The organism is Streptomyces tateyamensis (assembly GCF_003205575.1).
GTDB classification, from domain to species: domain Bacteria; phylum Actinomycetota; class Actinomycetes; order Streptomycetales; family Streptomycetaceae; genus Kitasatospora; species Kitasatospora tateyamensis.
The window spans coordinates 19,855-32,762 of sequence record NZ_PYBW01000049.1 but is presented as its reverse complement, the minus strand read 5'-3'; the positions used below and the strand labels follow the sequence as shown (position 1 = coordinate 32,762).

General features: G+C 73.9%; 10 protein-coding genes. 6 read left to right on the top strand and 4 right to left on the bottom strand.

Features of this window, described 5'->3' with window-relative positions:
• Positions 1-66: 66 nt before the first annotated feature.
• From C7C46_RS15635 to C7C46_RS34320, 4 genes are all read right to left on the bottom strand, one after another.
• Complete coding sequence (locus C7C46_RS15635; protein ID WP_110670047.1) at positions 67-1,179, bottom strand: baeRF3 domain-containing protein; 1,113 nt, start codon at positions 1,177-1,179, stop codon at positions 67-69.
• A gap of 224 nt (positions 1,180-1,403) precedes the next feature.
• On the bottom strand, positions 1,404-3,344 hold the full coding sequence (locus tag C7C46_RS15630) for a putative Ig domain-containing protein (RefSeq protein ID WP_110670205.1): 1,941 nt from the start codon (positions 3,342-3,344) through the stop codon (positions 1,404-1,406).
• A gap of 238 nt (positions 3,345-3,582) precedes the next feature.
• The gene (locus tag C7C46_RS15625) at positions 3,583-6,090 is read right to left on the bottom strand and encodes a helix-turn-helix transcriptional regulator (RefSeq protein ID WP_146259099.1); all 2,508 of its coding nucleotides are present in this window, start codon (positions 6,088-6,090) and stop codon (positions 3,583-3,585) included.
• Entirely contained in the window at positions 6,024-6,281 is a 258-nt protein-coding gene (locus C7C46_RS34320; RefSeq protein WP_146259098.1) for an ATP-binding protein, read from the bottom strand. The genes C7C46_RS15625 and C7C46_RS34320 overlap by 67 nt, the downstream gene beginning before the upstream one ends.
• A gap of 188 nt (positions 6,282-6,469) precedes the next feature.
• Here C7C46_RS34320 and C7C46_RS15620 point away from each other — a divergent pair, with 188 nt between their 5' ends.
• From C7C46_RS15620 to C7C46_RS15595, 6 genes are all read left to right on the top strand, one after another.
• Positions 6,470-7,717 carry a cytochrome P450 gene (locus C7C46_RS15620; protein ID WP_110670043.1) on the top strand — a complete coding sequence of 416 codons (1,248 nt, stop codon included), beginning with the start codon at positions 6,470-6,472 and terminating at the stop codon, positions 7,715-7,717.
• A gap of 31 nt (positions 7,718-7,748) precedes the next feature.
• The gene (locus C7C46_RS15615) at positions 7,749-7,943 is read left to right on the top strand and encodes a ferredoxin (protein ID WP_110670041.1); all 195 of its coding nucleotides are present in this window, start codon (positions 7,749-7,751) and stop codon (positions 7,941-7,943) included.
• Positions 7,944-8,293: 350 nt separating this feature from the next.
• Complete coding sequence (locus C7C46_RS15610; protein WP_425470081.1) at positions 8,294-9,763, top strand: AMP-binding protein; 1,470 nt, start codon at positions 8,294-8,296, stop codon at positions 9,761-9,763.
• The gene (locus C7C46_RS15605) at positions 9,760-10,998 is read left to right on the top strand and encodes a type III PLP-dependent enzyme domain-containing protein (RefSeq protein WP_110670036.1); all 1,239 of its coding nucleotides are present in this window, start codon (positions 9,760-9,762) and stop codon (positions 10,996-10,998) included. Before C7C46_RS15610 ends, C7C46_RS15605 begins: the two co-directional genes overlap by 4 nt.
• A gap of 8 nt (positions 10,999-11,006) precedes the next feature.
• Entirely contained in the window at positions 11,007-11,483 is a 477-nt protein-coding gene (locus C7C46_RS15600) for a cobalamin B12-binding domain-containing protein (RefSeq protein ID WP_110670203.1), read from the top strand.
• Positions 11,480-12,832 (top strand): methylaspartate mutase, encoded by a 1,353-nt coding sequence (locus C7C46_RS15595; RefSeq protein ID WP_110670034.1) that lies wholly within the window; start codon positions 11,480-11,482, stop codon positions 12,830-12,832. Before C7C46_RS15600 ends, C7C46_RS15595 begins: the two co-directional genes overlap by 4 nt.
• Positions 12,833-12,908 lie beyond the last annotated feature (76 nt).

Here is a 12,908-nt window from a genome sequence, read left to right as displayed (position 1 = left end):
CTGCACGCGCCGGATCCGGCCGCCCACGGGGGGTGGCCGGATCCGGGGCCTCCACGGCGCCGCTCGTCAGTAGCGCAGCACCGCCGCGATCGACTGGCGGTCCGCGAGGGTGCCGTCGGGCACGAAGCTGACCTCGCCGCCGGACTGCAGGGTGCGCTCGACCGCCTCGTCCACCACGTCCTCGCGCACCTCGCCGTCGGCGCCGGCCGCCTCGGTGGTCGGGACCAGGTGGCCGCCGGAGACCACCACGGCGGCCCGGAAGTCCTCCTCCACCACCAGCTCGGCCACCCGGCCCTCGGCCACGGCCTCCCAGACCTCGTCCAGGCCCGCCGCCAGCGTCTTGCGCCCGGCCGCCTGCTCCAGGCGGGTGAGGACGGCCTGCTGACGCTGCGTCGCATGGGCGGCCCGCACCGGCTGCAGGGCCGGGGCCAGCGCGGTGGCCGGGCCGTCGCCCAGCCCGCCCTTCTCCAACGTGCCGGCCAGCGCCGCCCTGGAGGTGAGCACCGCGTCGAACAGGCTGATCGCGGCCGGCACCCCGACCAGATAGAGCGGGCGCGGGTCGCGCTTGAGCAGCCCGGTCAGCGCGGTGTCCACGTCGCGGAAGAAGCTCTTGGTCTCCTCGGCCCGGTACACGCTGGGCGTGTCGCCGATCCGCTCCTCGCGCTGCGGGTCGAACTTCTCCGGGTTGGCGGGCAGCTGCGGGAAGCCCGCGACCCGCGCCTGGGCCAGCTCCGGCCCGGCCCCGCTCCACAGCCGCACCTGCTGCGCGCCCAGCGTGAGCACCCAGTACGGCGCGTGCACCGCGCGGGCGGCGACCAGATTGCGGGTCAGGAAGGTGTCGGAGAGCACCACCCGGCCCGGCACGGTGCGCGGGATCGACCAGACCTGGTGCTCACCGGGCGCGGCGAACAGCAGCAGCCCGTCCAGCGCGTGCCGCAGGTCCACCTCGGCCGCCGCCTGGTCCAGTTGCGCCAGCACGTCGAGGCGGTCGGCGCGGGCCAGCGACTCGTCCGTCTCGATCCGCCGGCGCGCCTCGCCGAGCAGGTTCTTCAGCCAGAGCGCGTCCTGCTCGTTCTCCGGCTCGCGCCGGTGGGTGGGCACCGCGACGGTGACGGCGGGCAGCGGGCGCGGGGCCGCCAGCTCGGCCAGCGCGGCGGGGGTCAGGTCGGTGACGTCCATGCAGGTCCTCCAGAGCGGTACGGCTACCGCTCCCACCCTCACCGCGGCCGGCCCGGCCCGCATCCCGAGTCGCACCCGAACGGCGGCCGGGCGGCCCGGACCCCGGGCGGCCGCCGGGCGGCCCCGGTGGACGCGCAGCGGGGCCGCGACGGTCCCCATCGAACCGTCGCGGCCCCTTCCCCAGCCGGTGGGCTACCGCTCCCCTTCGGCGCCCGCCGGGGTCATCAGCAGGCGCCCTGGTCGGACCAGACCGCCCAGGAGGCGGGGGCACCCGGAGCGGCTCCGGTGGAGTACCAGGTGGACTTCCACCTGTGGCCGCCGTAGGAGACCAGGTCGCCGGGGACGTACGAGGTGCCGGCGCTCCAGGCGGGCAGGCCCGCGCAGCCGCCGCCCCCACCGCCGCCGGTGACGGTCCAGCTGAAGCCGGCCGAACCGGTGGCGCTGCCCGAGTCGGCGGTGACCGTGACGGTGCCGGAGCCCGCCGTGGTCGGGGTGCCGCTGATCACGCCGGTCGAGGCGTCGATCGCCAGCCCGGCCGGCAGCCCGGTGGCCGAGTAGGCCAGCGGCTTGTTCAGCGCGTCACTGGCCTTGACCGGCAACGACACCGCGGTGCCGACGGCGGTGGACTGGTCCCCGGGGGAGGTCACCGTCACCGTGTCGCCGGTGGGCTGGGTGCGGATCGACCAGGCGAAGGTGACCGAGCCGGTCGCGGTGTCGGAGGCGGCCGTCACCGTGGCGGTGTACTGCGCCGAGGTGGTGGGGATGCCGGTGATCAGGCCGGAGGAGGCGTTGATCGCCAGCCCCGGCGGCAGCCCGGTGGCCGAGTAGGTCAGCGGCTTGCCGGCCGAGTCGGTGGCCGTCACCGGCACCTTGATCGCGACGCCGACGGTGTCCACCCGGGTGCCCGGGTTGGTCACCGTGACGGTCTCGCCGCCGGTGCTGCCGGACTGGAACCCGGCCGTCCCGATCGGGGTGCCCCAGCCGGTCGGGCCGTCGTAGCCGGTGCCCGCGGTGCACAGGTAGGACGGCGAGCAGCTGCCGTTGTTGCCGGAGGTGACGTCGTTGAAGGCGGCGGTGTGGTTGTACGGGTACTGGTTGGCCCGGTCGCCCGCGTTCGGCGCGCCGGCCAGCGCCCAGATCGAGGCGATGATCGGGGAGGAGGCCGAGGTGCCGCCGTAGACCGCCCAGCCGTTGCCGCCGTAGGTCTGGTAGACCGCCACGCCGGTGGCCGGGTCGGCCACCGCCGAGACGTCGGCCTCGGCCCGGTGGCTGCACCCGGTGTCGTGCTGCCAGGCGGGTTTGGCGATGTAGGCCGAGCAGCCGGAGCCGGTGCCCTCGGTGGAGCTGGTGTGCCAGACCGTCTCGTTCCAGCCGCGGGCGCTGGAGTCGCGCTTGAGCGCGGTGCCGCCGACCGCCGTCACGTACTGCGAGGTGGCGGGGAAGGAGGCGCCGTAGTCGGAGTCGCCGGCGCTGGCGGTGATCGCCACGCCCGGGTGGTCGAAGTACTGCGCGTCGGCCGAGGTGGTGCTGGAGTCCTCGGAGCCGCCGTAGCTGTTGGAGACGAACTTGGCGCCCTGGGCCACCGCCTGGTTGACCGAGGCGCCCAGGTCGCCCATGGTGGCCGAGGCGGCCTCCACCAGCAGGATGTGGCAGTTGGGGCAGACCGCGCTGACCATGTCGACGTCCAGCGAGATCTCGCCGGCCCAACCACTTTCGGCAGCCGGGTAGTTGCTGCCGCCGTTCTGGTCGATCTTCTTGAAGCAGCCGTTCGCCGTGGTGCAGGCCGGCAGGCCGTACTGGGAGCGGTAGGCGGCCAGGTCGGACTCGGCGTTCGGGTCGTCCATCGCGTCCACGATCGCCACCGTCCGGCCCGAGCCGCCGGAGCCGGCCAGCTGGTAGGCGGCGGCCAGGTCGGTGGGACCGTAGCCGGACGGGGCGGCGTTCGGGCTGAGCGCCTGCGGGCTCAGGTCGGTGCGCCGGAGGGCGAGGCAGGCGAACTCGCCGGGGTGGCTGGGGGCGGCGCAGGAGCGCGCCACGGTGACGCCGCCCGGGGCGGCGGCGGTGGCCGGGCCGGCGAAGGCGCCGGTGAAGGTGGTGACGAGCAGGCCGAGTGCGGCCAGTGGGGCGAGAGTTGCGGACCGTCCAGGGCGTCTCGAATGGAGCATGGCCACTCGGACTCCTTTCAGACTTGGCCCCGGTGGGGGGCGGACCAAGGGGCTCGCTCGGGCGGGGTCGCCCGGGAGCGCGGACCGGCGGGCGGTCGAGGTGTGGGGGGACCGCCCGCCGTCGTCAGCAAAACCAGGTTGAGCGCAAAACGTAAGCCGGGCAGCCGAGTTCGGTCAATGAATCAAAGCCCGATACCCACCCTTGCCCTTCACTTGCCATGGCGGGGGTGGACCCTTGTCATGACCCATCAGTAACCCCGGCGAGCTGAACAGTCGTCAGAGCGGCGCGGTCGCTGACGCCGTAGCGGCGGAACAGCCGGGTCAGGCTGCCCTCCACCGACTTGACCGAGACGTGCAGCGCGGCGGCGATCTGCCGGTTGGTCGCCCCGGCCCGGACCAGCCGGACGATCTGCCGCTCCAGCTCGGTCGGCTCGCCGGCCGGCGCGTCCAGCCGGGCCAGCCGGCGGCGGGCGTGGGCCAGCCAGGGCAGGCACTCGGCGGCCGCGAACGCCTCGGCGGCGGCGAGCAGTTCGGTGCGGGCGGCAGCTCGGCGCCGGGCCCGGCGCTCCAGTTCGCCCAGTGTCAGCCGGGCCCGGGCCGGCTCCAGCGGGTAGGGGTGGGCGGCGGGCAGCGCGGCCCGCAGCCGGTCGGCCGCGCCGCGCGGATCGCCCTCCACCGCCGTCAGCACCGCCGCGGCCCGGGCCAGGCCGAGCCGGACCACCTGCCGGTCCAGCCGGGCCACCGCCTGCTCGGCCTCGGACAGCACCCGCCGGGCCGCGGCCGGCTCGCCCGACCAGGCCAGCGCCTCCGCCAGGTCCGCGTCCACCAGGAACAGGGCCGGGTCGGTGTAGCCCAGCCCGTGCAGCAACTCCCGGCAGTGTCCCAGGTGTTCGGCGGCCTGCTGGGGGCGTTCGGCGAGCAGGTCGCTCCGGCCGCGCAGGCCCAGCGCATAGGCCGACCATTCGGCGTCGCCGGCCGCCCGACCGCTGCTCAGCGCCGCGTCGGCCAGTTCCGCGGCCCGCCGCACGCTGCCGCCGTTCAGCTCGGCGGCCGCGCTCAGCACCAGGCCCGAGGTCGCGGTCGGTCCCAGCTCCAGGCGCAGCCGCCCGCCCAGCACCCCGGCCTGGCGGGCCTGTTCGCAGCGGCCGGCCCGCTCGTGCACCGAGGCGACCAGGTGCAGCACGTGGCCCAGGTCGGTCAGCCGCCCGGCGCGCTCCACGTCGGCGCGCAGCTCGTTGACCGCCTCGATCGCCTCGGCGACCTCGCCGCTGCGCAGCAGTTGGACCACCAGGCAGCAGCGGATCTGCACCATCGCGGCGGTCAGCCCGGCCGACTCGCCGGCCAGCGCGGTGGCCCGGCGCAGCGCGGGCAGCACCCGCTCGGGGTGCAGCTGGATGTCGATGGGGGTGCGCAGCGCGATCACCTCGATCTGCTGCTCCACCTCCCCCACCCGCTCCGCCTCCGCCAGCGCGGCCAGCCCCGCACCGGTCCGCCCGGTGCTCAAGGCGTGCTCGCCCCTGGCCAGTTGGACCGCTGCCCGAAGTCTCGGGTCGGCCCCCGCGTCCTGCCGGGCCGCGTCCAGCAGGGCCGGCACCCCGGAACGGTCGCTGCCGGCCAGCTCGATCAGCAGCAGCCGGGCCCCCACCCGGGCGGCCGGCCCACCGCCGCGCAGCACCGCCCGGCAGTCCGCCCGGGCCTGCTCGGCGAGCCCGGCGTCGTGTGCGTGCCGGGCGGCCGCGAGCCGCCGCTCGGCGGCCAGTTCCGGTGCCCGCAGGGTGCGTTCGGCGGCCAGCCGGGACAGCTCGGCCGCGAGCGCGGGCACCCCGCGGTGCACCGCGATCCGCGCCGCCTCGGCCAACTCGGCGGCCACCTCCGGGCCGGGCCGCGGATCCGCCAGCGCCCGGTGCCGGGCCCGCTCCAGCGGATCGTCCAGCACCTCGGCCAGCCGCGCGTGGCAGGCCCGGCGCTGCTGCTCGCCCGCGTCGGCGTAGACGATCTCGCGCAGCAGCGGGTGGACGGAGCGCAACCGGTCGTCGGCGTCCGTCGTGACCACCCCGGCGGCCAACGCCTGCTGCCAGCCGTCCTGTTGGGGCAGCTGCGGCCGGGCCGAAGCTGCGAGCAGCAGCAGCGCCTGCGCGGCCTCCTCGGGCAGCGCCGCCAGCCGGTCGGCGAGCAGCTCGCGCAGCCGGCGTGGCACCGGCAACGGCTGCTCCGCACCGAGCGGTCGCCCACTGCGCACCGCGGCCCGGGCCAACTCCAGTGCGTAGAAGGGGTTGCCGCCGCTGGCCGCCCCGATCCGCCCGGCCGGCTGCTCGCCGGGCAGGCGCCCGCGCAGCAGTTCCCCGATCACCTCGACCGGCAGCGGACCGACGGCAAGCTCGGTGCGCGGCTCGGGCAGCAGCCCGCCGCACCGGCTCTCCCCCTCCTCGTCCACCCGCTCGGCGGCCGCCACCCGCACCCGCTCGCCAGCCAGTCTGCGCGCCGCGAAGGCCAGTACCTCGGCGCCGGCCGGATCCAGGCAGTGCACGTCGTCCAGCACCAGCAGCACCGGCTGCCGCCCGGCGAGTGCCCGCAGCAGCTCCAGCACCGCGACCCGGATCGCCAGTGGGTCGACCACCCGGCCGTCCCCCGGTCTGCGCAGCAGCACCGCGTCCAGCACCGCGCGCAGGTGGGGAGCGATCAGCTCGCCCCGGCCCGCCGCCAGCTGACGGGCGAACAGGTCGTAGAGCGCCAGGTGCGGCAACACCGCCTCACCGGGCGACGAGTCGGCCCGCAGCACAGATACCCGGCCCGGTCTGCCTCCAGGGCCAGCTGCTCCAGCACCGCCGACTTGCCGATCCCGGCCGGCCCGGTCAGCAGCAGCCCGCCGTCCGCCAGTGCGGCCCGGCACCGGTCGAGCAGCTCCGCCCGGCCGCGTAGCGCCTCGTCCTCGCCCATGCCGCGAGTCTGCCCCGGCTTCGCCGCATTGGTCTAGTCCTTAGCCGACTCCCGGCCCGGGGCCCGGGACCGGGCACCGCCAAGGTGCCGGTCGGTGTTAGGGGGCCGCTAGGGGTACAGCCGCTTCGTCCTTCGCCATACCGTCGAATTCACCTGAGGAATCTCCGATATTGGATCCTGGAGCCAGCATGACGGATCTGCCCACCCAGCCGGTGGAAACGACGGCGACGGCCACGCCGCGTCCGTTTCCGTTCACCCGGGGCTGCCCGTTCAGCCCGCCGGCCGAATACGCCGAACTGCGTGAGACCGAGCCGGTCTCCAAGGTGACGGTCAGTGTCAACGGCCGCGAGGCCTGGCTGCTCACCAAGTACGAGGACGTCCGCAAGGTGCTGGGCGACCGGACCATGAGCTCGGACATGCGCCTGGACGGGCACCCGATCCAGCTGCAGATCCCGGTCGAGCTGATCAAGATGGCGCCGCCGTCCCTGTTCAACATGGACCCGCCGGTCCACACCGCCCAGCGCCGGCTGCTGATGCCGGAGTTCACGGTCAAGCGGATCGAGTCGCTGCGGCCGCGGTTCCAGGAGATCGTCGACGAGTACCTCGACAAGCTGGTCGAGGCGGGCAACGACGGCACCCCGGTCGACCTGGTCAAGGGGCTGGCCAACCCGGTGCCCTCGCTGATCCTGTGCGAGATGCTCGGGGTTCCGTTCGAGGACCACGACTTCTTCCGCAACTGGATCCAGAGCCTGCTCTCCAGCGCCACCACGCCGGAGCAGCAGGGCATCGCCAGCATGGAGATGGGCGCCTACCTCGAGAAGCTCATCAACGGCAAGCGGGAGAACCCGGGCGAGGACATCATCTCCCGGATGCTGTCGCGCAACGCCGAGGAGCACCTGGTCGAGGACCAGGACATCTCGATGCTGACCCGCGGCCTGATCGCGGCCGGCCACACCACCACCGCCAGCATGATCGCCATGGGCGTCATCGCGCTGCTGCGCCACCCGGAGCAGCTGGCCGAGCTGAAGGCCGACTTCTCGCTGATGCCGCAGGCCGTCGAGGAGCTGCTGCGCTACTACAGCGTCTCCGACTCGGTCACCCAGCGGGTGGCGATGGAGGACGTCGAGATCGGCGGCGTGCTGATCAAGGCCGGTGAGGGCATCATCGCCTCCACCAACGCGGCCGACCACGACCCCGAGGCGTTCGCCGAGCCGAACACCCTCAACATCCACCGCAAGCCGAACAACCACGTGGCGTTCGGCTACGGCATCCACCAGTGCGGCGGCCAGTCGCTGGCCCGCATGGAGCTGGAGGTCGTCTACACCAGCCTGTTCAAGCGGATCCCCGAGCTGCGCCTGGCGGTCCCGGAGGAGGAGCTGGTGTTCCGCACCGAGTCGCTGATCTACGGCGTGCTGGAGCTGCCGGTCACCTGGTAGTTCCGACCGGACATTCCGAAGGAGTTCAACCATGCTCATCTCTGTCGAGAAGGACCTCTGCGTCGGCGCGGGTGCCTGCGTGCTGTCGGCCGGCGAGGTCTTCGACCAGGACGACGACGGCATCGTGGTGCTGCTCACCGAGCGCCCCGAGGACGCCGACCACGCCGCCGTGCGCGACGCGGTGGCGGCCTGCCCGGCCGCCGCGCTGAAGATCATCGAGGACTGACCAGCCGTCAGCCCGGCAAGGCCCGGCCGATCCCTCCAGCTCCGGAGGAGTCGGCCGGGCCTTCGCGTTCCCGTCACCGAACGTCATACCCGCAGCTGGGGTGCACATCCTGTCGCTAGGGGTGTAGCGGCCCTTTTGCGCTGACTACCGTGAGGGATCAGGCCCGGTATTCGATGGACTGGGGGAATTCCGTCGAAGCGCCGGCCACCCATTCAGTGGTCAATTCCCGGGCACCTTCAGTGAAGCAACGGAGAGCGGCGTTGGACAGCCACGAGAACACGACAGACGGCCCATTCTCAGCGACCAAACCTGATTCGCTTCCGGCCACCACCGGTGAACTGGTCCACGCCCTGCTGGACCAGGCCGTGGCCGAGGCGGCAACCGCACCCGCGGTGCGCGACGCCGACGGGGTGTGGGACTACGCGCGGGTGAGCGAGCTCAGCCACGCCTTCGCGCACTGGCTGCGCGAGCAGGGGGTGCTCCCGGGCGACCGGGTGGTGGTGCAGCTGCCGAGCAGGCGCGACCTGGTCGCGATGTTCTTCGGCGCCTGCCGGGCCGGCGCGGTCTTCGTGCCGCTCAACCCGGCGATGAAGGAGTTCCACCTCACCTCGGTGCTGGCCAACGCCGAGCCGGCACTGGCGATCGGCACCGGCAAGCAGGCCCAGGTGCTGCGGGCCCGGGCCGAGGTGCCGGTGCACGAGCTGACCGAACTGTGGCCGCAGGTACTGGAGCTGACGGGGCGTCCGTTCGAGGAGCAGCCGCCGCGCCCCACCGACCTGGCCGCGCTGATCTACACCTCCGGCAGCACCGCCGCGCCCAAGGCCGTGATGCTGCCGCACGCCCAGGTCGCCTTCGCCGCCTCCGCGATCCAGCAGGTGCTCGGCTACCGGGCCGACGACGTGGTCTTCTGCCGCTTCCCGCTCTCCTGGGACTACGGCCTGTACAAGGTGCTGCTGGCCACCCTGGGCCGCTCGGAGATCGTGCTGGCCGGCGAGGAGTCGGACCTGGTGCTGCTGCGCCGGATGCGCGAGACCGGCGCCACCGTGCTGCCGATCGTCCCCTCGCTGGCCGGGATGCTGGCCACCCTGGCCCAGCGCGACACCGAGCCGGCCCCGCCGGTGCGGCTGATCACCAACACCGGCGCCGCGCTGCCCGCGGCCACCATCGCCGCGCTGCGCGAGGCCTTCCCGGGCGTCAAGGTGGTGCGCCAGTTCGGCCAGACCGAGTGCAAGCGGATCTCCATCATGCCGCCCGACCAGGACCAGGAGCGCCCCGACGCGGTCGGCCTGCCGCTGCCCGGCACCAGGGTGCTGATCCTGGACGCCGAGGGCAACGAGCTGCCGCCCGGCCAGGTCGGCGAGATCGTGGCCGACGGCCCGCACGTGATGCCCGGCTACTGGCGCGCCCCCGAGCAGACCGCCAAGGCCTTCCGCCCCGACCCGGTCAGCGGCCGGCTGCGGCTGCACACCGGCGACTACGGCAGCCTCGACGCGGACGGCTACCTGTACTTCGAGGGCCGCCGGGACGACATGTTCAAGCGCAAGGGCATCCGGATGAGCACCCTGGAGATCGAGGCCGCCGCGATGGACATCCCCGGGGTGCGCACCGCCGCGGTGCTGCCGCCGGCCGCCGAGCGGGACCTGGCGATCTTCGTGGAGACCGAGCTCGGCCCGCACGTGATCCTCAAGGAGCTGGCCCAGCGCCTGGAGCCGCTCAAGGTGCCCTCCATCTGCCGCGTGGTGGAGACCCTGCCGCTGACCCTGCACGGCAAGAACGCGCGCGACGTGCTGGCCGCCATGCTCGAAGGGAGCACCCGATGACCCGTCAGACCGATCTGGAGGCGATCGCCGCCCGCTACGGCACCCCGGTCTACGTCTACGACCTGGACGAGGTGGCGGCCGCCCGGCGCGAGCTGTTCGCCGCGCTGCCCGAGGAGTTCGAGCTCTTCTACGCGCTCAAGGCCAACCCGCACCCGGAGCTGGTGCGGGCGCTGCGCGAGGGCGAGGGGCGCGCCTGCCGCCCGGAGATCAGCTCCACCGGCGAGCTGGCCGCGGCGCTGGCGGCCGGCTTCGAGGGCGCCGACGTGCTCTACACCGGCCCGGGCAAGACGCTGGGCGAGCTGCGCGAGGCGATCGGCGCGGGGGTGCGGCTGTTCTCCACCGACTCGGTCACCGACGTCCAGCACGTGGGCGCGGTGGCCCGGGAGCTGGGCGCCACCGCCCAGGTGCTGCTGCGGGTGAACAGCGCCTCGGCCAGCGCCACCACCAGCATCCGGATGACCGGCACCCCCTCGCAGTTCGGCTTCGACAGCGAGGTGCTGCCCTCGGTGATGCCCGAGCTGCGCGCCGTCCAGGGCATCGAGCTGGCCGGCTTCCACTTCTTCCCGCTCTCCAACGCCCGCGACGAGGAGTCGCTGGTCGGCGAGTTCCAGCACACCATCGCGCTGGCCGCCCAGCTCTCGCGCGAACTGGAGCTGCCGCTGCGGTTCCTGGACATCGGCGGCGGCTTCACGGTGCCCTACGCGGTGCCCGGCGGGCGCGGCCGGTACCCGAAGCTGCGCGAGGAGCTGGCCGCCGCGCTGGACCTGCACTTCCCGAACTGGCGCACCGAGGGCCCGCAACCGGCCTGCGAGTCCGGCCGGTTCCTGATCGGCGCGAGCGGCACCCTGCTGGCCGGGGTGAGCAACGTCAAGGTCAGCCGGGGCCGCAAGTTCGTCATCGTGGACGCCGGGATCAACACCTTCGGCGGCATGTCGGGCCTGGGCCGGCTGCTGCCGGTGGCGGTGCAGCTCGAGGTGGACGGCGAGACCGAGTCGGCCAGCCTGGTCGGCCCGCTCTGCACCCCCGGCGACGTGCTGGGCCGCGAGATCACCCTGCCGCCGCTCGAGGCCGGCGACCTGGTGGCGATCCCCAACGCCGGGGCCTACGGCCCGACCGCCAGCCTGCTGATGTTCCTGGGCCGCCCCGCCCCGGTGGAGGTGGTGGTGCGCGGCGGCGAGGTGGTCTCGGCCTCCCGGATCGAGCACGTCCGTTCCTACGAAGGGACCTTGCAGTGATCGAACCGATGCACGGCGGCGCCGCCCTGGTGGCCGACCGCCGACCGACCGTGGTGGTCTCCGGGGTCGCGTCCGACTCGCACACCTGGAACCTGGTCTTCCTGCAACTGCTGATCGAGGAACTCGGGTACCAGGTGGTCAACCTGGGCCCCACCGTGCCGGACGAGCTGCTGGTCGAGGAGTGCCAGGAGCTGGCGCCCGCGCTGATCGTGCTGAGCAGCGTCAACGGGCACGGCTTCCAGGACGGCCTGCGGGTGGCCGGGAAGCTGCGCGACTGCCAGGAGCTGGCCGCCACCCCGCTGGTGATCGGCGGCAAGCTGGGCATCGGCGGCGAGCAGAACGAGCGTCAGATCGGCGAACTGCTCGCGGCCGGCTTCGACGCGGTCTTCCAGGACGGCGCCACCGGACTGGCCGACTTCCAGCGCTTCATCAACACCGCGGCCGGTGCGAACCGGCTCGCCGGCAGTCCGGGGGTGCCGGCATGACCCTGGTCCGCCCGGCCGACGGCGAGCTCGCCGCCTTCGCCCCGGTGGACTTCGGCGCCTTCGTGCGCGAGCGCGGTGCGCACGCCCCGGTGATGCAGCCGCGGATGGGCATGAGCGACCCGGCCGCGATGCGGGCCGGGCTGGCGGCCACCAAGCGGGCCGCGGCCAGCACGGTGGGCACCATCACGCTGGACAGCTACACCCGGGTGGGCGACCTGGGCGCGGTCACCGAGGCGCTGCGCCAGGGCATCGCGCTCAACGGCTACCCGATCGTCAGCTACCCGGAGCGGCAGACCGCCGAGGTGCTGGCGGGCCTGCGCGGGCGGGACTTCCCGGTCCAGGTGCGGCACGGCTCGCCGGTGCCGCAGGCGATCTTCGCGGCGCTGATCCGGCTGCGGCTGAACGCCACCGAGGGCGGCCCGGTCTCCTACTGCCTGCCGTACGGGCGCACCCCGCTGGCCGACTCGGTGCGCAACTGGGAGGAGTCGGTGCGGCGGTACGCGGCGCTGCGCGAACAGGGCGTGGAACCGCACCTGGAGACCTTCGGCGGCTGCATGCTCGGTCAGATGTGCCCGCCCAGCGAGCTGGTGGCGATCAGCGTGCTGGAGGCGCTCTTCTTCCACCACCACGGGGTGCGCAGCCTCTCGCTCAGCTACGCCCAGCAGACCAACCACGAGCAGGACGTGGAGGCGGTCTGGGCGCTGCGCCGGCTGGCGGGCGAACTGCTGCCCACCGAGAACTGGCACGTGGTCGTCTACGCCTACATGGGCGTCTACCCGAGCACGCCCGGCGGCTGCTACCGGGTGCTGGGGCTGGCCGCCGAACTGGCGGCCCGCACCGGCTCGGAGCGGGTGATCGTCAAGACGGTGGCGGAGTCGGTCCGGATCCCCACCGTCGAGGAGAACGTGGCCGCGCTGGAGTACGCCGCGGAGGCGGCGGACCTGGGGCGGACCGGCACCCCGCGGATGCCGGCCGGGGAGTCGCAGACGTACCTGGAGGCCCGGGCCCTGGTGGAGGCGGTGCTGGAGCTGGACCCGGATCCGGGCCGGGCACTGGTGCAGGCCTTCCGGCGCGGGCTGCTGGACATCCCGTACTGCCTGCACCCGGACAACCGGGGGCGGGCCTCCTCCTACCTGGACGAGGCGGGACGGCTCTGCTGGGCCGACCTGGGGGCGCTGCCGCTGCGCCACCTGGTCCGCCCGGCCGGTGCCCGGCAGGTCAGCTCCAGCGGCCTGCTGGCCGACCTGTCGTACGTGCGGCGCAAGTTCGACGAGGAGTGCGCGGTGCTGCCGGGCGGCCGCGGCCTGCCCCCGGAGCAGCAGCGACGGGCGATCGTGAGCAGTAGGTGAGCGGCATCCGATGACCGGTACCGCCCATCACCTCTCCAGGGTGACGGGCGGTCGGTCTGGGGTGCCCAGGGGTGTA

Excerpts from the sequence above, each read along its gene's own strand:
- C7C46_RS15630 (WP_110670205.1), bottom strand. The coding sequence starts at position 3,344 with ATGCTCCATTCGAGACGCCCTGGACGGTCCGCAACTCTCGCCCCACTG.
- C7C46_RS15615 (WP_110670041.1), top strand. The coding sequence starts at position 7,749 with ATGCTCATCTCTGTCGAGAAGGACCTCTGCGTCGGCGCGGGTGCCTGC.
- C7C46_RS15635 (WP_110670047.1), bottom strand. The coding sequence starts at position 1,179 with ATGGACGTCACCGACCTGACCCCCGCCGCGCTGGCCGAGCTGGCGGCC.
- C7C46_RS15605 (WP_110670036.1), top strand. The coding sequence starts at position 9,760 with ATGACCCGTCAGACCGATCTGGAGGCGATCGCCGCCCGCTACGGCACC.
- C7C46_RS15620 (WP_110670043.1), top strand. The coding sequence starts at position 6,470 with ATGACGGATCTGCCCACCCAGCCGGTGGAAACGACGGCGACGGCCACG.
- C7C46_RS15600 (WP_110670203.1), top strand. The coding sequence starts at position 11,007 with ATGCACGGCGGCGCCGCCCTGGTGGCCGACCGCCGACCGACCGTGGTG.
- C7C46_RS15595 (WP_110670034.1), top strand. The coding sequence starts at position 11,480 with ATGACCCTGGTCCGCCCGGCCGACGGCGAGCTCGCCGCCTTCGCCCCG.
- C7C46_RS34320 (WP_146259098.1), bottom strand. The coding sequence starts at position 6,281 with ATGGGCGAGGACGAGGCGCTACGCGGCCGGGCGGAGCTGCTCGACCGG.